Genomic DNA, 18,803 nt, shown 5'->3' on the forward strand with positions numbered 1-18,803 from the left:
ACCACAACCTAGCTATTTTTGGTTCAAAAAACATCATGACACCTAACCTAGTAAATTTGGCACTATGATGATTTTTGAACCCAACCTTAATTCAGCAAAAAATGTGTTTTTTAGATGCTTCATTTATTGGAAATGTATCTAAGATCCATAGTATTCAAAGCTAATCGTCACTTAAAAAATGATGACTCCAACCTAACAATAGAAATTATTAAGCCCTACAAGTATGCTTTAGCCCTAATAAGTCTTTAGCTAGAAATTCCCTATCAGCGGTTATCGCGATAGTTAAGTCACTCTTTTCCTGAAGAGTCGTCCTCACCAAGTTCATCTGGAACATACTTCAAAATATCCCCTGGCGTTACTTCTAATACATTACATAGCTTGCTCAAAGTATCGAACTCAATTCTAGTCGTATCATCATTATAGATCCTATGTAGCGTCGATTTACTGATGTCCGTCATTCTCACTAAATCTGCCACACGCAACCTTCTTTCTGCCAAAAGAACAGGTAAGTTACATGAAATCACAATAAATTCCTTATTGGTAAGTAAAAAGTACTTGCCAATGACTACTTTTCTGATAATATAGTACTCGTTGGCAACAACAAAGTGTCTATTAAAAACTATTTAATACTGACTGGAGAACTATTATGTCACAGACCTATCTCACCACTCAAGAACTAGCCGAACGTATCAAATACGATGCGCGTACTATCCGTAACCAACTAAAGGATACCGTCTTAATCGAGAACATCCACTATATACGCCCTTTCGGTGGTCGCAAGATTTTATATGTATGGGAGCGTATCGAAGAAGATATGTGTAAGCCTGTCATGAGTGCGATCAACGGAATGGCCTTACAGTAAATTTTACATAAGCAAGGAGCTAAACAATGGCCTCAATAAGAGCGAGACGTGGCAAGCTATTCGTAGATTTTCGATATATGAATATGCGTTGCCGTGAGACAACCAATCTCACAGACACTCCAGCTAATCGAAAGAAGCTGGCTAAAATTATCGAAAAAATGGAAGCAGAAATCACTCTAGGTATTTTCGACTATGCCGCTTACTTTCCCAAGAGTGAACGAGCACAGGAGATGACGGCATTGGCTGATAGAGCAGAAGCTTGTATCAGTCGTAATCCAACCTTTGGGCAGTTTGCAGAGATTTTTTACGAGGAAAAGAAAATTGAATGGCGGCCGAGCTATCGGCAAAAGACAAAGATTATTCTAAATAAGTACTTATTACCTGCGTTTGGTGGCAAAGCGGTACATGCCATAAAAAAATCAGACCTGCTGACCTTCCGTAGCTCTCTCGCCAAAGTTCGTTACGGTAAAGATGGTCAGTCAAGTCTGTCAGTAGCACGAATCAATCAGATTATGATACTTCTTCGTATGATACTAGAAGAAGCGTCAGATCGCCATGAGTTTGAGATGCCTTATAAAAATATTAAGAATCTCAAGCAAGCTCGTCCTGATGTAAATCCGTTTACATTGAGCGAGGTATGGCTGATTTTAAAGCATGTTCGTGCTGATTATAGACCCTACTACACTATCCGCTTTTTTACAGGGATGCGTACCAGTGAGATTGATGGGCTTAAGTGGGACTGTATTAACTTTGATCGGCGTGAAATCAGTATCAGAGGGGCATTGGTAAACGGGGAGATGGGTCCGACTAAGACATTAGGCTCACAGCGCGATATTGCGATGTCACAACTGGTCTATGACGCCCTCCAAGAGCAGAAGGCAAGCACCTTTGGTAAGTCTGAGTTTGTGTTTTGCAATTCACAAGGCAATCCGATGGAGTACCGTAATGTGAATAGGCGGATATGGAAGCCCACCCTTGCCCTCCTCGGTCTGAAACATAGGCGTGCTTATCAAACTCGGCACACGGCAGCGACGCTTTGGTTAGCTGCTGGTGAAAATCCTGAGTGGATTGCTAGGCAGATGGGTCATAGCAGTACGGAGATGTTGTTTCGGGTCTACAGCCGCTATGTCCCTGATATTACCCGTCAAGATGGCTCAGCGATGGATAACTTACTACTTGCGAGTAAGGAGAAGTTAACAGGCGCATCGAATAGCTCTGGAGCTGAAACACTAATCACGAATGCACAAACTGACAAGGAGACGTCACAATGAAAATCATCAATTATGAGGAGCTGTTTGGTGAGTTTAAACCTGATGGTGCAATCAGTACAGATGCAAACCTTATTGCTAATGCATTGATGCGTGAGTTATATATTTCATCTGGTCATAACCTAGCACGCTTCCTAGGGGTAAAGCGGTGCTTTAATAATGATATGGCGATGCGTGTGTGGGTGCAGAAGCGCTTGGATGCAAGTTTTGGTTATGTGGTTGAGGATATGCGTTGTCAGCTTCAGATCGAGCTTTATGAGCTATTACCGTACTCTGACTATGGAAGCTACTGAGGAGAATATGATGAGTATAAAACTTCAGCCTAATATGACGCAGAGCCCATATGATATCAAAATATGTGAGGATTACTGGGCATACGATAATAAAAGCGGCTTTATTAAACATGTGAAGACGCTTTGTGAGAAGTATGAGGTAAGTCCTCAAGTATTTTTTGAGACAGTTGCTCAGTGTTATGCCTACTTGGACGATGTTGTATGTGAGTATTGCGGTTATGCTTGTTCAATTGAAGTACCTGCTGATATTTGTTATATGCGCGCAAAAGATAGTTGGTTATGCGTGATATGTGAACATGCTTTATGGCGGACAGATAAAGAAAATAAATGAGTGTTAACCGTCAAAAAAGCCAGACAGCTCAAAGCTGTTTGGCTTTTTATTTATAGTCCTTGCTTAAGTAAAGCCGAAGGCTTAGCAATCCTCAACATATATCGCTTTTAACTGAAACGAGTTAGGCTCATCAGTCATACTTGATCGATAATATATAGACTCACCAGTATTAGATAATAATCCTTCGACAGCATCTCCTATGTAAGCAAAAGCTTCTATTGGTAAGCTTTGCTCGCTCTCCATGCCAATCAACACCCCTTTGGTATCACAAGCTTTTTCAAGTTGGCCAATTAGCTGGTATGTAGCTGTTTTTACCATATCTAACTCAGCCTCACCTGTAGCACTTGAGTGCACAAACTGAAAGGAATTACCACACTCAAGCAAGTCTATAACATCTGCCATATCTATGCCGATGATAGTACTTGCAGAAGCTACATCAAGCAGTTCGACGACATCATTTATTTCATTAGGCTGACACTTAATGACTGCTTCTACAATATCTAAGCTTTCATAGTTATGATCATCTGTTTGTAAACCTACTAAAATATCAGCCTTTACTTTCTGTTTTAGCTCAAACAGTGCCTGCTCACTCCATTCATCGTTCATAACAAAACAACCAATGATAGCTGGTGGAAAACACTCTGTGTTTGATCGATATAAAGCAGCACAAGGGGTATCGTCTATTTGCGAGTTATCGAGCTGATATTTCATGGGTATACTCATTTATAATTATAACTTTTCATTCAATAGATGGTTATCATTTAAAACCTGAAACACTGTGTCCATTTCTTCCAAGATTTTATCGGCCATCGTGCCTTCATTTATCATTAACCATGCCTCACTCGAACCTTTCCAGTCTTGCGGATCAAAGTAGTAGTAAGCAGGCCACTGAGCAGAAGAGCTCACTTTTTTATCAGTTAGCATCGTATTCATTACCGTTTTCATACTTTCTGCATGTGGACACGCTTTCGCGGCTTCTACAGAAGTGAACTTAATTCCTAGGATTGGACGATCAAACTCTGCATTATCAAACTCGAAGCAGACCCATGCCTTATTATAGCCAGGAATTATGAATCTAATCTGTTCGTATCTTCTGCCATCACCGATATAACTAATATTGACCCCTGCCGTCAAATCCGTACAGTTAAACTTGGGAGATTTGAATCAAGCAGCTTGACGATAATAGTCAAACCATACCTGTCTTGGCGACTTATAGCCTAAACTCTTTTGAATCCTCGTTTGGTTGTAGTACAGCTCGATATAGCCGATGATATCATTGATTGCTATAAACCTTGTTTTATAGTCTTGGTAATACACTAGCTCATTCTTTAATGTGCCCCAGAAGCTTTCTATGGGTGCGTTGTCGAAACAATTGCCTTTACCACTCATCGAGCCTTTGAAATTATGCTGCTTGATGATTTTGTGATAGGCATGACTACAATACTGGCTGCCTCTGTCAGAGTGCACAATCAATCCTTGGCTTGGACGTTTATTCTTGATTGCCATATTGAGTGCACGACATACTAAATCTGCGGTCATTCGCTTATTGATAGCATACCCGACCAGCTCTTTGGTGTATAAATCTTTGACTCCAGCTAAATATAACCAACCCTCATTGGTCCAGATATAAGTAATATCACTGACCCACGATTCATTAGGATGCTTAGCATCAAATTGCTGATTTAGTATGTTTGGATAGACAAGCTTGTTATGGTTGGAATCAGTGGTGATTTTAAAGCGTTTGTGACGACGGCATTTGATGTCATGTTCTTCTTTAATGCTTCTGACCATATATAGGCTAATATCGTGCCCTTGCTCTATCAGCTTTGCGTGCAGTCGATCAGCACCATAACGTGCTTTTGTTTTACTATGTGCCGCTCTGACAAGTAGCTCAGATTGGTTACGGTGTATCTGTTGCTCACTAATATCACGACTCAGCCAGTCATAGTAGCTAGAATGCTTAACCTTTAGTACACGACACATAGTAGTGATACTAAAGAAGAGATCGTTGTTTTTGATAAAGGCGTACTTCACTAACTGTGCTTGGCAAAGTACGCCGTCGCCTTTTTTAATATCTCTCGTTCCTCTTCGGCTACTTTAAGCTGTCGTTTGAGCTGCTTTATTTCCTGAAGAGCCGTCATAAGATCAGGATCATATTGTTCTGTGCCGATAAGCTTGCCTTGATTGGCTTTATTATGCCAATTAGATAAGGTCTGCATGGCGATGCCAAGGTGCTTTGCGGTCGCTGAGATATTGCCATTATTGTCTGATATCTTCTTGACGGCCTCGGCTTTAAATTCGTCACTGTAGCTTCTTATTTTCTTGGTCATGATAAACTCCGATTAATACGCTTAGTTTACCAAGTTTAGGTGTACGGTTTTTTCAGCATAGCTCACTCATGTGATATTGCTCACAGAGACAACGCTTTGGATATAACTATTGCAAGAGACTATTTTTCATATTGATTCTAGCTAAATGTGGTGCAGAGACGATAGCTACGCTGGCTTTTAAATCTCGTTACCCACTTTGACAGCCTTTTAATTAAACAATTTTTGAGTAAAACGAGTAAAGTAGTAACCTTTCTAAGCATAACGATGTGCTAAATTCAAGATAATAAGGTTCAATTATGGAAACACTAGGGATAATTACCATTCTCTTAATTATATATATTTGGTTTCGATACAAATTCAACAATTTTCGCAAAAAGAAATATAAATTTTTCAATGTCATTGTCTATACAGCAAACTTCTTAGCTAAAAACCCACAAGAACTAGCTATAACTATTGACGATGTTTATTATACAGAGCTATTAAAATTTGTTAACGAAAACCCTTCTATAATCATGGAACTCAAGCAGATCGATAATTCAGCTATATCTTTTGATATCGTTATAGAAGGTAGAAGATATGGAGTTATTGGCCGAAGTTACATTATGAATGGGCTGTCAATTACGGCAAGAGCATTATAAAAGTTAGTGCTTTAGGGAGCGAGTATGCCTACTTGGCTTACTATCGGCATAATAATATTCTTTATAATAGCCTACAAATATCGTAAAAACTCTAGGTACAGTGACTCTGATGAGGCTTATGAAAAAACTTTGTTATCGATAGCTGAGTGGTGGAATATTGCAGGTAATTCTACTATAAGACAAAAAGAGCATATATCTTAACTCTTCAAGCCGCAACTATCGTAGAGAGCTAAGGTCTTGCAGCCCCTGGCTCTCTAAAAACAATAATGAATTCAAACTCAAAAATATCTAGATCGAATTTTGTTCTATTTATAATGGAAACTGTCTCTGATAGTAATCCAGATAAATTTAAGTTTTTGAAAAAATCCTTCAAAACAGACCAAGCAAGAGTTCATTTTGCAAAAAATATTGAGATTCTTTTAAGAAGCCAAGGTGGCCTAGATACTTTCTCGCTAATCGCTCTTAATGCTTGTTACGAACCAGTACATTAAAGTGTGCTTATTTCTCAATAACATGCGTGAGTTTCTTCGAAGGATAAATGTATGAATATATGTAGTTGGGACTGGGGAGCTATAGCCAGCATAGCATCGAGTCAAAAATGTTGATACATATTTTCGTCATCATTCCACAAAGATTCTTATAATATCGAATGTTGATTAGTTCTAATTGTGAGAGGTTAAATACCTTTAAAAAGTAACGTATACTTTACTTTGGTTCCAAAATTAGACTTTCCAAGTAACTCAAAGTACTTATTTGAAGGGTCCTTGGGATCCATCGTTATGACACCGAAAGGCATATTTACCTCGAGCTCAATATCTTTATATAAAGCTCTGTCATGTTCAACCACAAAAGATTTACCTGCTTTAAGTTCATCGCTGTCGATCTGTACCGTTTTACCATCCACATCTAGAATTTTTCGACGTTGTACTGTCAATGTCCATGTACTAGGTCTCGACCAAACGTCAAAAGCGCCATAAGCAGTGTTTTTTGTATGACCAACACCTCTGACTTGGTTATAGCTGCAAGAAGCCCCTGCATCGCAAGATAGTTTTGCATCTGTAATTTCATATTCATTAACCTCAACTGCATAATTAATTCTATAGGCGGTCCTAGTAGGCTCTCCTTCACAGTTACGTGGACAATGATGGTCACCTGTCTGAATTGATTCTGTATCTACCTCAATAGGACCTAATGCTGTTGCTTTTGTTATTGCATTAACTGAATAAGTCACTTCAGCGCTAGCTTGGTAAGAAACGCATAGGGCGAAAAAAACGATAGGTATCATTTTCATTTTCATTCTCCTAGGTTTTTGGTCGACTATATTCTTGAAGTTCAAAACGGAAAATATACTATGCTTTTTATTGCTAATAATTAATCTTTAACAAAAAAATATGTTCTAAAAATAAAGAATATAATGAAAAAAATCTCATATTAAAGCTTTATTAAATTCAGTGATTAGTTCGGTAGTGCTGCGAAGATGGATGATTGCAAACACTACATGCATTAAACCTAGTTTTCGCGCAACGATTAATATCCCCATCCGCAGTACATCGGGAACAACACACTCGCCCACATACTCCACACTTTACGTCATACCAACCAGACTTATTAGATGTTTGCTCTGCAAGATGGTTTAACTCATCCTCAGCCGTAATTGCGTCAAGTTCGTCCGCAGGTTTGGCTCCTAGGTCGTTCTCTGAATGATGTTGCATTTCCTGTTTCATAGTATTAGCTCCATTATTTACAACCTGGATAAACAACATAAGAAGGTTAACGGAACCCTCTCTTATTTTAATAGCCAACTTTAAATATTTAATATAACGAATATATATAATATCACAAATAGATAGTATGCATATGCATATGAAAAGCATAATTTTTAAGTATACCCCAAGGGAACCAGCTATTTTACCCTCTAAACCTATTAACAGACCACTTAAAACAGACTGCTATAATGGAACCACTTATAACAGACTATTTTAGGTGTTTATGTTTATCAGAGCGTATCTTAGAGCGTCTACCAAAGAACAAGACGCTAAGCGTGCCAAAAGCGAACTCATAGCATTTGCCAACGATCATGGCCACAAAATTGCTGCCTTCTATATCGAAAACGAATCAGGAGCTATCTTGGTGCGACCCAAGCTTATGCAACTGATTGAAGACGCTCATAAGGGCGATGTTATCTTAGTTGAGCAGATTGATCGCTTGGCACGTTTGAACCAAGCTGATTGGGATACGCTTAAAAGAATGCTATCAGAAAAAAAACTCTCTATCGTATCAAAAGAGCTGCCGACCTCATATATGGCGCTTCAACCTGAAAGCAGCACTGAATTTATGAGCAGTGTATTGCAGGCCATTAATTCAATGATGCTGGATATGCTCGCAGCCATTGCTCGAAAAGATTATGAGGATCGCCGTAACCGTCAGATGCAAGGTATAGCTCGTGCTAAAGCAGAAGGTAAGTATGCCGGTCGTAGAAAGGATACGGAAAAGCGTAAGATCATCACTAGTCTGCTCAAATCAGGTCATAGCTATTCTGATATTCAAAAAATGACCAAGTGCTCACGGCATCTGATCGCTGATGTAGCCAAGGAAAGACCGAAGATGCTCAGTACTCATTAAGTGGTTCCACTACAGCAGTCTACTATGAGTAGTCTATTAATTGATTAATGAGCCTTTTCAGATGGTTCCGCTGGGATATACATTGGCTACCGCTTGGGCTTATCTGCTATGTGGGCGCAATTTCTATTGCACCGGCAACAGCACAACCCTGATATGCTTTGCCTGCGTAAGTTAATATTGCAGTAAATTCATTTTGATAGCCATTGTCATCGATACAAAGGTTATTTTTTATATTCACAACAATAGGCTGTCCATTGACAGTACTCGCGTATTCGACACCTTCAGTATTGACAGAACCAGAACCCACCACGGTAACTGTTGCTGTCGTTGGCTTTAAGAAATTTGCCTCTATACTTAGCTCATTTCCTTCAATCACTATTCGCCAAATTTTCCCTTTGTTTCCAAAAGCAGTAAATGCCCCTGACGCTACCGGCGCTTCTATTGTAGGCTGCTTACTCAGATCCGTGGTGTCGGCACGATGGTTACTACAAGCCACTAGAGCTAAGCTGCCCGTTAAGCACATTGTCGTTAGAAGCAAAGAACGCATAATTTTTCCTTTAAATATAATAAGAGAAGAGGGCGTTCAAAACTCTGTGTCAACTAAATTAAAGACGCTAGCCAATTTAATAAACGCCCCGTGCGTGATTATTTGGATTCTTGATTGGATAATATTTGAATATTTGCCGTATTTTACTAGCTTGAACATATCATTCACTGGGGTGGAGTGTTAATCTGTTATGTTTTTTCATTGGATTTGCTTTGGTCTATTGTGTACTAGCTAAAATCTACTCGAAGATATGGATGTAATATATAGTTTTTCCGACACCAATAAACTCAACTATTTTGGATGTTAAAATAATCAATTATTTTTTAATACGAAAGGTTTTAAGATGAAATCAAAGAAAATACTCGCCCTTGCATTTGTGATGTCGTGTATAGCTGCTTTAGCAGGCTGTAACACAACACCTGATAACAGTAGTCAGTATACTAATGCAGTAGAGACTTCTCATAAAAATAGTCACAGTAATATTGCTAACCCCCAAGTTTTGGATATCAAGGGCAGTATTACTGGCTATGATACAAAGGAATATATATTCCATGCACAAGCTAATCAAGTATTAAGAGTAGTAAGACAAAACACATCAGACGATGTGGTATTAAAGTTACTGTATCTTGGAAATAACAATAAAACTAGTGAACTCTCTGGTGATTTCCAAGTCCTGCCTTATACAGGGGATTATAAGCTTATCGTAAGCCAAACACGCAATGATGCCCGTAAGCATGCAAACACCGCAAAAAACTTTAATTTGAAAGGCTTTATCACTGACCAGCAGCAACCATCTAACCAGCAAAATTATGTCGTCAACTACAAGTGTGATAGCAACGAAAATCTAAGCGTAACCTACCACTTTAATAACCAAAAAACTAGTGCGACAGTGACTTACGATAATATTTCACAACAGCTAAACTTTGATGATCAATATAGTAAAAAAAATAATCCAGTATTCTCCAATAATAACTACTTACTGAGCGTAGGAACTATTAATGATGGCGTGTTTGGAGACTCAATGGTCTACTCTTTGTTAGATTTAAAAAAATCTAAAGGTGGCTACGCGTTATTGCAAAACTGTCAAAAATTATAAACGCCTTCAGAAAAATAAAAAAGGGAAAATAGCCATAATCAGATAATGGGAGTTTCCCAAACTTTGTGTAACTGCTTATAATCCACTAACTGGAGAATAAGCAATGACTACTCAATCTGACCTTAAAAAACTGGCCGAGCAAATGGCAGTTACACAGAATCTGGGATGGGCTCGATAAAAGAGAGCTAGACCGCCCCAGGATTGACCTATACTTTAACTTCCGTACTATAGCTTTGCTTTTTCTTAGTCATGGCAAACTCCTCATCGAGTCGTTAGTTTACTAAGTTTATTTATACGGTTTCCTCAGCATAGCTCAGTGATTACTCAATATGGCATTAAAAAACCGAACGTCTGCTTTAAGGCGCGTTCGAATTACATTGATGACCATGTATGTCAGCAACCATTCAATCTAAATGACCGTTATACCGTTTCTTCAGCATAATTTACTTGTCGAATGACCCTTTTAAAAAATGCAAAGGCATCTTCAGCTCCTTTTAATGCTTGTTGGCGTTGTGTTAGTGTCAATTCTAAGCCATCTAATTGCTCTTTAAATTTACGCCAATGCACCATTCTGCCATCTTTATGTGCAGATAGGTGTTTTGCACCATGAGTACTTGTAAGTTCAATTTTTTGAGCTTCTTTATATAAAATTGCGGCGCCTAAATTTGAACCTTCAGAGCAATAAAGCCAACCAATAGATTCAAACTCACTTGGACTAGGTATAGCCTCATCGACTAACATAGTCTTAACGTGAAGGTCTTGCATGTCCATGGCTACTTGTTCTAAGCGTGATAGACTATTAAGTCCCTTAATCTTAAGGTTTAAGCTGGGATTCTCATAGATAGGTTGCAAAACTTCGTGAAAAGCATTTTGTGCTTGTAAAAATTTACTGTAATTTTCTATAGAGGCAAATGGTTCCATAGATAAAACGAGCATGTCAACACTATCATGTGTTTGGCGGGAGTGCTTTTTTAATGCTTCACTAAGAGGTAAGTTCATCACTGTTTCCTATATTTATTAATTTAAGGGGCGCTCTCCCATTTCATCCTATTTAGTTAGCTTTTTTTAGATTGAGCGCACGCCAAAATATTTTTGGGTTTTTATTGATAGTTTTTTATGTATTTTATCCAAGACATATGGGCTAAAATTCGTAGGTTAACCCTACTTTGTAATTTCTTCCTGGTGCCGTAAATCTTTCAATGCCAACTCCTTGGTCATCTACCATAGAGTTGACGTTTAATTCTGCTAACGAACGCAAGTTATCCCACGGAACATATTTAGCATCAAATAAATTAAACACCCCTGCTGATAGTTTTAAATTAGAACCTAATTTTTTACTCCCATAAACATCATATACATAAGCCGATTTAGACTTATCAATGTGCTTATAAGGAGCAATGACATTTTCATAAGGCATGTTATAACCATTTGATTCTAAGGTAGCTACTTTTGCGTCTTCAGCATGTTTTCTGCCTAAATACCTTAGATTCGCAGACAGTTGCCAATCCTTTTTAGGGGCTTCATAACCTAACCCGAATGTGACATTCAAAGGCTGAGTCGCAAGTAAGTTGGTTCCTTTATCAGTTTTATCTTTGGCATAACTTAAATTAGCAATTACTCGAATATCTCCTTCTAGGTCAGCAAGCTGTCCAACATCCCATACGCCTCCTAAACGCAATCCATAAGTCTCTGCGTCACCAATATTTTGGGCGCTGAGTATATTTATAGAAAGGGGTGAACAAACCGATTGGCCGGTCGAAAAATCTTCATAGCATCGTTGTTGTTCCTCTTGAGAATTCAACAAACTGATAAAGTCACTATATTTAGTATAGAAACCTATAGCTGTAAAACTTAAATCTTGAAACTGGCCAGACAAGCTAAGTTCATGATTGATAGATTTCTCAGGCTTAAGATGAACATTGGGCGTCAAACTGTTTCCCATCATCTCAAATGCTGAATACATTTGGCTGGTAGCGGGTGCCATGAATCCTGTAGATAGCTGATACTGGGTCTGTAAATATGGGCTAAGTTTGTAGTTTATGGAAAACATCCCTCCTATATTGTCCATTTTATTATTGTGATCAAACTCGCCATTCTCATAATCAATACGTACCGGATAATATTTGCTCGCCTTCTCGATGCCTTTTTTATTGATTTCATCCATATAGGGTTTGTAGTTATAATTGTCATACCGAAGTCCAATCGTCGTATCGAGCTTTTCCGTTAAATTTATTTTGTCTTGAATGGCCACATTGAAGATATCTTGCTTCACTGAGGGCCCAATAAAATCGTACCAAGAACTGGGGTTGCCTGAAGAAGGAATATAAGTTTCTTCTAAGGTCAATCTATGGTCCGTCTTTGCATATTTTGTATTAACTGACAAAGTATGAGAGCCTAGCTTCTCAGTTTCTAACGGTAAGCTTGTTGCCTCTATACTTAGTTGTATGGTTTTGTCCTCTTGAGGCCGATGCATCACTCCATCTACCCTATAAGAGTCAGATCCCCATACTTGGCTATAAGTTTCTGTATTAGCCACTCCTGTAATTTTTTGCTGAGTTAAAGTGGTATTGACCTCATCTATGAACTCACTAGTAATAGGTAGGTATCTATGACTGATGCCATAACTTTCTAATTCTGCAGTATCCTTACCAATTCTTGAAGCAAAAGTCTTTCTGGTAAAGTTATTGGATACTCTATCCGTTTTTTGTTTAGTGGCATGAAAACCTAATCGGTTTTCTTCGTTCAAATGGAGGTATAACTTTGCTAACGTTGCCTCTGTTGTATAACTTAATGGGTCAGGTAATATTGCTGCTGTATTAGATCTGTATCCTGTAGAGGGATATTTATAGTCTGGATCATTGATAAAATCATAGGCAGGATCTAGTTTGTTTTTATCGAAATCTAACATTCGGTGATTTTTTGTTTCATGTCCTTCACGATGCACATAATTAATTATTGCCTCAACCTTATCGTTTTTCCCTGCTAAACCAAAAGCGTTACTAAATTCTTCATTGCTATTGCTATAACCTGTTTTGATATAACCACCAAGTTGACGATCAGGTCTTATTAAATCTTCTGGGTCTTTGGTCTTGAAACTAACAGACCCTCCCATTGCACCACTACCAGAATTAAAAGAGTCCGCCCCGACTTCAAACTCCACCTCTGACAGAAGCTCTACATCGGGTGAAAATCGACCCTCAAACATATATCCATAAGCTGAAAATATTTCATTGACTTGCTTATCTGGCAAGCTAACGCCATCTAAGTTTAAAGCTACCCTATTGCCATCTACCCCTCTGATGGCGTAGCCATTGCTACCATATCTTCCTGCATCTGCCACACTTATATCAGGGTTATAACGGACTAAATCTTTATCACTGTCAATTAGGTTGTCTGATATCGTCTTGGCCGTTTTAAGGTCGTCCCCTACATTTATAGGGGGCTGCTTATTAGCATAAACAGTTATCGTGTCCATATGTAACATCGGTAAGTTTTCTTCTTGGTGCTGAGTATCCGCAATGGCTGATTGATACATCAAAGTTCCAACAAGAATACTTAATAGGGTTTTAGACTTACCTTTAAGACTAGGTATATATATCGACTTCTTATAAGTTGAATCCTCGTGCATTCCAAATTTCCTATAGTAAAAATAAGCACAATTTTCTTCACATCAGCCTCGTCGTCAAAGGAAATAATATTAATTGTTAATAACATTGCTGATAGTTTCTTCATATAATAAAACAATATAGTTACATTGTAAACGATAATCATTAACAAATAGGAAAATATATTATCTTAGAGTATTTTACTTTTTGCAAAGGCTTAGCAAGGAGTCAGGAAAACGTCTTGTAATAGTAGGAAAAATTAAGCGTCCGGCAGTCGAGACATCCACACAGTAACAGTGATGCATATTGCGCATGTAACCCAAGCAAGCCACTGCAAACTATCAGAAAATCGGTAAAACAACATACCGCATGACATAGCCATCATTGACCAAGCCAAATATTTTGCCTTACGAGGAATAGCTCGATGCTGCTGCCAGTTCTTTACCATTTCACCGAACACTTTATGTTTGAGAAGCCACTGATTGAATTTATCAGACCCTTTAGCCCAGCATGCTGCCGTTAGTAAAATGAAAGGGGTGGTAGGTAATACTGGAAGAATAATACCGACTAAGCCTATGAAGAAGAAAAAACCGCCTAGCGCCATAAATAATATTCGTATTATGCGGTTATGATGAATTTGGTTGAGCATTACTTTTTTTTGTAAATTCGATGAATTTGTTGAAGGTTGCACATTGTTCATAAGAAAGTAGCTCGATAGTTAAAGAGTAGCAGCCAGTTATTTAGCGAACTGCGAATATTTTTATTAGAGAATAAACTGTATTTGCAGGTAGTTTTTTACAGATTATTGTAAATGATAATCATTCAATTATCAAAATTATGATGTGTTACTACCCCAATCATTCCAATGAATGAGTGTTTTACGATTTATATTGAATATTTTTGATAAAAGTAGGGCAGTATTTTTTTATGTGAACTAATAGATACTTATATTACAGACCTATACTATCAATCCTGTAGAACTTGACTTAGGGGGTTTTATTTACGCAGTCTGATAATGAAAGTCAAACCACATTTTTCTTGGCGTTCTATAGCTTAAACGCTATTGAATTCTACTGCTAGCATAGCCACTATCTTGCCTCGGGGCGTAATACTGCTTCGCTTCCTCCTTCCTCATTTAAGAAGTCTCATTCATCCTGAGCTGCCTAGCTACTTTGCCGTTGTCGTTGTCATCTGCTAGTTTTTGACGGTTTCAGTCATAAAAGCGGCACTATGAGTCCTGGTTATCTTAGTCATGATAAACGCTCTATTAAGTCTTTAATTTACCAAAACGGGTTCTACAGTTTTTTCAGCATAGCTTATAGATGCCATATTGTAGTTATGAAGCTATTTCTGAACCGAGGATTTTAATTGTTATTTAGAGGCTATTTATTTTTAGACCGTGAGATATCACTCTCTCGATAACTATTTGCCACTAGAAGAAAAGAGAATCAGTATTTGAATAAAATCCCCTTGTTAATCATCCTAAATTAGTTGACTACTACACTCGCTACAAAAGCAATGTAAGATTCAAGCTTGTAAAGACCATAGTCATTGTCTTAAAATGGCATTGTTAACGATAATATCTGTTTTGTTAAGAATTCTTTCTGAAATTCTTTGAAATGATGTTCTAAGTTAGTGCGCCCCCTTACTTATAAATGTTACCTATGCATCATCAGCATGCTGGTAATACGATGACCCTATCATGTCTACTAAGCGCTACAAGCTTGTTTTACGATATTCATCACCGGTAACGATGTGGTTCGGCATGTTGGTCGCATGTTTTGCTTGGATCATGCACATCACGCTGTTGCTCACACCTCTATGGGATGATAATGCCCACTTAGGTCATGGTATCTGTGCAGAGCTTGCACCGATTGTATCGGCAGCCAAACAGTATGAGCAAATACAGACTGATATTGCGCAAACGAATCACAACATACCCATTGATAGTGCCGCTCGTCATTTCCTTCATCATAATGCATCCTTATCTTTAGCATCGCCTGCGACCGTTAAGCCAGTCATAACGGTTGATGCTGCACCTTCACAGGAAGCCTTATATAGCAAAGATAAGATTGAAAGCGCTGAATCTAACCCTGATGCCGTAAAATACAGTGGCTGCGACCTTTGCACTGCCATGTCTGCGGCACTATTGCCAGTCGCTTTTACACATACTGACTCGGCTTTGATTGAGCTATCTACTGTCTCAGTCACGTTTTTGTATCGCTCACATACCTACTCTCCTAGTAATTTTTTACGACCCCTCGCACGCGCTCCACCATCAGACACACCCATATAATTATCCATATTTATAGTCAAATATTTTTAGAGCATTAATGACAATGCTCTCAATCAACGCGCTCATTTGACGCTCTGATTGAGGCACTTGTACCTATTTGCCTAAAATACTGTACTCAAAATACTATCTATTTATATCGGAAAATATTCGGCAAGTGCTTAGTCTAAGTCCATAAATGGCTTGGCTTACCTTGGCTTACATTGCCTCTTGGTAAAAACTGAATAACCGATTTCATAAAATATTTTTGCGAATTTCTGGGAAAATAAGATGTTATCTTCATCAATGAACGCTGTACCTATTTTAAAACTAAGTGTTTTAGCTTTGTCTTTATTGCATATCAGTAGCGCTTATGCGGATTCCACAACCGTAAAAGCGCACATGCCTACTACGGATGATGAGCCACATATCCGATTGCCAGAAATCGTCGTTTATGCGACAGCAGCGGATAAGCCATATAGTACCGATGCACTTGGAACAACAGCCAGCCTTAATCAAAAATTTATTAGCAGCAAACAAGTGGCAAGCAGTGATACGGCCACTATACTGACAAAAATACCCGGTCTGAATGTACAAAGTGCCGGTGGCATCTCAAACTTGCCCGTGATGAGAGGCTTGGCGGACAACCGTCTGCGTATCTTAGTGGATGGCGTTGACTCAATCGCCTCTTGTCCGAACAGTATGAACTCACCCTTGTCTTATATTGCGCCAAGCGCTATAGACAAGACCACCGTTTATGCAGGTGTGACGCCTGTGAGTGTCGGTGGTAATAGTATTGGCGGTACTATCGTTGTCGAAACAGCAGAGCCTATCTTTTCAACGGATAGCGACATACTAACTTCAGGTGAAATTGGCACATTTTATCGTAGTAATGGTGACGCCTATGGGGCTAACTTGTCGACCACAGCGGCAAACGATCAGCTTAGCCTCACCTATAAAGGCAGCTTTGCGCAGGCGGATAATTATAAAGCTGGTGGTGATTTTAAATCTTATACCCAAACAGGTAACCCTAATAAAACATTAGCGAAAGACGAAGTTGGTTCAACCGCTTATGAAAGCAAAAACCAGTCAGTAGATGTGGCTTATAAGAGTGGCAATCATCTGCTACAAGGAACTTATCTGTGGCAAAACGTCCCAAAAGAGCTATATCCAAATCAGCGGATGGACATGCTCGACAATCAGCTTGACCGCATTAATTTGCGTTACAAAAGCGAGTTAAATTGGGGGCAGTTAGAAGCACAGGCCTATCATGAAAAAGTCGATCACTATATGAACTTTGGAGACGACAAACAGTTCTTATATGGCGCCGCCACAGGCATGCCTATGAATACTAATAGCAAGACTATTGGAGCCAATATTAAAGGTATTATCGATTTAACCAACCAAGGCACGATCAATATAGGTGCTGAATATCAAGACTACACGCTCGATGACACGTGGGCGGCATCTGGCGACGGTATGATGTCGCCAAACGACTTTCAAAATATCAACAATGGTCAGCGTCAGCGCATCGGTATCTATGGCGAATGGGAAAAAGACATCTCGCCTGACTGGAGCACCCAGCTTGGCGCTCGCTATGAAAACGTACGTACCAGTGCTGATGAAGTACATGGCTATCAAATCGGTGGTCAAAACAATATGACCAATCAGCTGCGAGATAGCGCTAACTTTAATGTCAGTGACCGTAGCAGCACTGACCACAACATCGACGTTACCGCGATTGGCCGCTACAACATTGATGCACAAAAAACCTTAGAATTGGGGCTTTCTCATAAAGAACGCACACCCAGTCTCTATGAGCGTTATACGTGGTCGACATGGCCCATGGCGGCTGTCATGAATAACACTGTTGGTGATGGCAATGGCTATTTTGGTGATCCTAATCTGCGTTCTGAAAAATCCAATACCCTATCTGCCACCTTAGACTGGCGCGGTGCTGATGATAGCTGGGGCGTTAAAGCCACTCCTTACTATTCAAAAATAGATGACTATGTCGATGCCGTACAGTCGGATCGTATGACGAACACAGCGGCTGACACTCACACCGCCGACCAATACAACGTACTGCGTTATACCAACCAAGATGCTGAGATATACGGCATCGACCTGACAGCCGATCGAGAATTGACATCCAATGCTTGGGGAAACTGGGGGATATCCGGATCACTTAACTACACCAAAGGAAAAAATAAAGACAGCGGATCAGACTTATATAACATCATGCCATTCAATGGCAGTGTTGCCCTAAATCGGGAAAACAACGGTTGGAAAAACCAAATTGAAGTGGTTGGTGTTTCAGCTAAAAAGGATGTATCCACCCCTCGCAACGAAATTAAAACAGCAGGCTATGGCTTATTAAATCTCAATACAGGCTATCAGTTCAAACAGGTAGCGATTGAGGCTGGTATCGACAATGTCTTTGACAAAAACCATGCCCTACCTTTAGGCGGTGCCTACATGGGGCAAGGTAGAACTATGTCTATGAATAAGGAGATAGATGGCAGCTCTAACTGGGGCACGGCTATACCTGGCGCGGGTCGCTCATTCTATGTAGGTGTTAACTATAAGTTTTAGGTGTCATTAAGATAGATTGTTAACTGACTTTATTTCTCTTATACCATTTCCAAAAATTAGAATAATAAGGATAACTTTTTTGACTATGACCGCTAACAGGCTTAGCAAGTCTAATAAAGTTAATCGTATTTTTGGATTTGGTATTATATTATAGGAAGCACTTTCATGACTATGGCACTATTAATTGCAGCATTCTTAATGGGATTTTTTGGTTCGCCGCATTGCTTAGGTATGTGTGGTGGTATCGTGACTGCATTCGGACTATCGATGAAAGAAGCTAGTCCAGCAAAAAAACGCGGCCTCATTGCAACTGAACCGCCCCGACTTTATCGGAGGCTGATTTA

At 39.2% G+C, this 18,803-nt stretch carries 19 protein-coding genes and 1 pseudogene; 11 read left to right on the plus strand and 9 right to left on the minus strand.

Annotation, left to right across the window (positions count from 1 at the left end; genetic code table 11):
• Positions 1-287: 287 nt before the first annotated feature.
• Complete coding sequence (locus SJY28_RS11755; RefSeq protein ID WP_257020073.1) at positions 288-458, minus strand: helix-turn-helix transcriptional regulator; 171 nt, start codon at positions 456-458, stop codon at positions 288-290.
• A gap of 188 nt (positions 459-646) precedes the next feature.
• Here SJY28_RS11755 and SJY28_RS11760 point away from each other — a divergent pair, with 188 nt between their 5' ends.
• From SJY28_RS11760 to SJY28_RS11775, 4 genes are read left to right on the plus strand one after another with little or no spacing between them, the layout of a single operon-like run.
• On the plus strand, positions 647-862 hold the full coding sequence (locus SJY28_RS11760) for a hypothetical protein (protein WP_045456309.1): 216 nt from the start codon (positions 647-649) through the stop codon (positions 860-862).
• Between the two features lie 26 nt (positions 863-888).
• Positions 889-2,133, plus strand: a complete 1,245-nt coding sequence (locus tag SJY28_RS11765; protein WP_379544588.1) for an Arm DNA-binding domain-containing protein — start codon at positions 889-891, stop codon at positions 2,131-2,133.
• Positions 2,130-2,423, plus strand: coding sequence for a hypothetical protein (locus SJY28_RS11770; RefSeq protein WP_379544589.1), 294 nt, complete (start codon positions 2,130-2,132; stop codon positions 2,421-2,423). Before SJY28_RS11765 ends, SJY28_RS11770 begins: the two co-directional genes overlap by 4 nt.
• Positions 2,424-2,433: 10 nt before the next feature.
• Positions 2,434-2,754, plus strand: a complete 321-nt coding sequence (locus tag SJY28_RS11775; protein ID WP_379544590.1) for a hypothetical protein — start codon at positions 2,434-2,436, stop codon at positions 2,752-2,754.
• An 81-nt stretch (positions 2,755-2,835) separates the two neighbouring features.
• Here SJY28_RS11775 and SJY28_RS11780 read toward each other — a convergent pair whose 3' ends face one another.
• From SJY28_RS11780 to SJY28_RS11790, 3 genes are all read right to left on the minus strand, one after another.
• Positions 2,836-3,360: a hypothetical protein gene (locus SJY28_RS11780; RefSeq protein WP_379544591.1), complete on the minus strand. Its 525-nt coding sequence runs from the start codon at positions 3,358-3,360 to the stop codon at positions 2,836-2,838.
• Positions 3,361-3,483: 123 nt separating this feature from the next.
• Positions 3,484-3,699, minus strand: a complete 216-nt coding sequence (locus SJY28_RS11785; protein ID WP_379544592.1) for a hypothetical protein — start codon at positions 3,697-3,699, stop codon at positions 3,484-3,486.
• A gap of 219 nt (positions 3,700-3,918) precedes the next feature.
• Positions 3,919-5,084 (minus strand): IS3 family transposase gene (locus tag SJY28_RS11790; RefSeq protein ID WP_379544527.1). Its coding sequence is split into 2 segments (ribosomal slippage): positions 3,919-4,826 and positions 4,826-5,084, totalling 1,167 coding nucleotides; the frame shifts between segments, so codons are not numbered across the junction.
• A gap of 296 nt (positions 5,085-5,380) precedes the next feature.
• Here SJY28_RS11790 and SJY28_RS11795 point away from each other — a divergent pair.
• Positions 5,381-5,722 carry a hypothetical protein gene (locus tag SJY28_RS11795; protein ID WP_379544593.1) on the plus strand — a complete coding sequence of 114 codons (342 nt, stop codon included), beginning with the start codon at positions 5,381-5,383 and terminating at the stop codon, positions 5,720-5,722.
• A gap of 24 nt (positions 5,723-5,746) precedes the next feature.
• Positions 5,747-5,923 (plus strand): hypothetical protein, encoded by a 177-nt coding sequence (locus SJY28_RS11800; RefSeq protein WP_379544594.1) that lies wholly within the window; start codon positions 5,747-5,749, stop codon positions 5,921-5,923.
• Positions 5,924-6,398: 475 nt separating this feature from the next.
• On the opposite strand, the gene SJY28_RS11805 is transcribed toward SJY28_RS11800, so the two are convergent.
• Positions 6,399-7,013, minus strand: coding sequence for a hypothetical protein (locus tag SJY28_RS11805; protein ID WP_379544595.1), 615 nt, complete (start codon positions 7,011-7,013; stop codon positions 6,399-6,401).
• Between the two features lie 698 nt (positions 7,014-7,711).
• Between SJY28_RS11805 and SJY28_RS11810 the strand changes: the two genes are divergently transcribed.
• Positions 7,712-8,344, plus strand: coding sequence for a recombinase family protein (locus SJY28_RS11810; protein ID WP_290189693.1), 633 nt, complete (start codon positions 7,712-7,714; stop codon positions 8,342-8,344).
• A gap of 106 nt (positions 8,345-8,450) precedes the next feature.
• Here SJY28_RS11810 and SJY28_RS11815 read toward each other — a convergent pair whose 3' ends face one another.
• Complete coding sequence (locus tag SJY28_RS11815) at positions 8,451-8,891, minus strand: hypothetical protein (protein ID WP_110817436.1); 441 nt, start codon at positions 8,889-8,891, stop codon at positions 8,451-8,453.
• A 343-nt stretch (positions 8,892-9,234) separates the two neighbouring features.
• On the opposite strand from SJY28_RS11815, the gene SJY28_RS11820 reads away from it, so the two are divergent.
• On the plus strand, positions 9,235-9,987 hold the full coding sequence (locus SJY28_RS11820) for a hypothetical protein (RefSeq protein ID WP_290165009.1): 753 nt from the start codon (positions 9,235-9,237) through the stop codon (positions 9,985-9,987).
• A 420-nt stretch (positions 9,988-10,407) separates the two neighbouring features.
• Here SJY28_RS11820 and SJY28_RS11825 read toward each other — a convergent pair whose 3' ends face one another.
• The 3 genes from SJY28_RS11825 to SJY28_RS11835 form a co-directional block, all read right to left on the minus strand.
• Entirely contained in the window at positions 10,408-10,986 is a 579-nt protein-coding gene (locus tag SJY28_RS11825) for a biliverdin-producing heme oxygenase (RefSeq protein ID WP_290165007.1), read from the minus strand.
• A gap of 142 nt (positions 10,987-11,128) precedes the next feature.
• Positions 11,129-13,615 (minus strand): TonB-dependent hemoglobin/transferrin/lactoferrin family receptor, encoded by a 2,487-nt coding sequence (locus SJY28_RS11830; RefSeq protein WP_379544596.1) that lies wholly within the window; start codon positions 13,613-13,615, stop codon positions 11,129-11,131.
• A 236-nt stretch (positions 13,616-13,851) separates the two neighbouring features.
• A complete protein-coding gene (locus tag SJY28_RS11835; RefSeq protein WP_045456021.1) occupies positions 13,852-14,292 on the minus strand; it encodes a YbaN family protein in 441 nt (146 codons plus the stop codon).
• Between the two features lie 1,002 nt (positions 14,293-15,294).
• On the opposite strand from SJY28_RS11835, the gene SJY28_RS11840 reads away from it, so the two are divergent.
• The 3 genes and pseudogenes from SJY28_RS11840 to SJY28_RS11850 all read left to right on the plus strand — a co-directional run.
• The gene (locus tag SJY28_RS11840) at positions 15,295-15,888 is read left to right on the plus strand and encodes a hypothetical protein (RefSeq protein ID WP_305936163.1); all 594 of its coding nucleotides are present in this window, start codon (positions 15,295-15,297) and stop codon (positions 15,886-15,888) included.
• A gap of 267 nt (positions 15,889-16,155) precedes the next feature.
• On the plus strand, positions 16,156-18,459 hold the full coding sequence (locus tag SJY28_RS11845; protein WP_379544597.1) for a TonB-dependent receptor: 2,304 nt from the start codon (positions 16,156-16,158) through the stop codon (positions 18,457-18,459).
• A 165-nt stretch (positions 18,460-18,624) separates the two neighbouring features.
• Positions 18,625-18,771, plus strand: a pseudogene (locus tag SJY28_RS11850) (sulfite exporter TauE/SafE family protein); the annotation flags it as partial.
• Positions 18,772-18,803: the final 32 nt, after the last annotated feature.

Source organism: Psychrobacter sp. R86515, from assembly GCF_042466315.1.
GTDB lineage: Bacteria > Pseudomonadota > Gammaproteobacteria > Pseudomonadales > Moraxellaceae > Psychrobacter.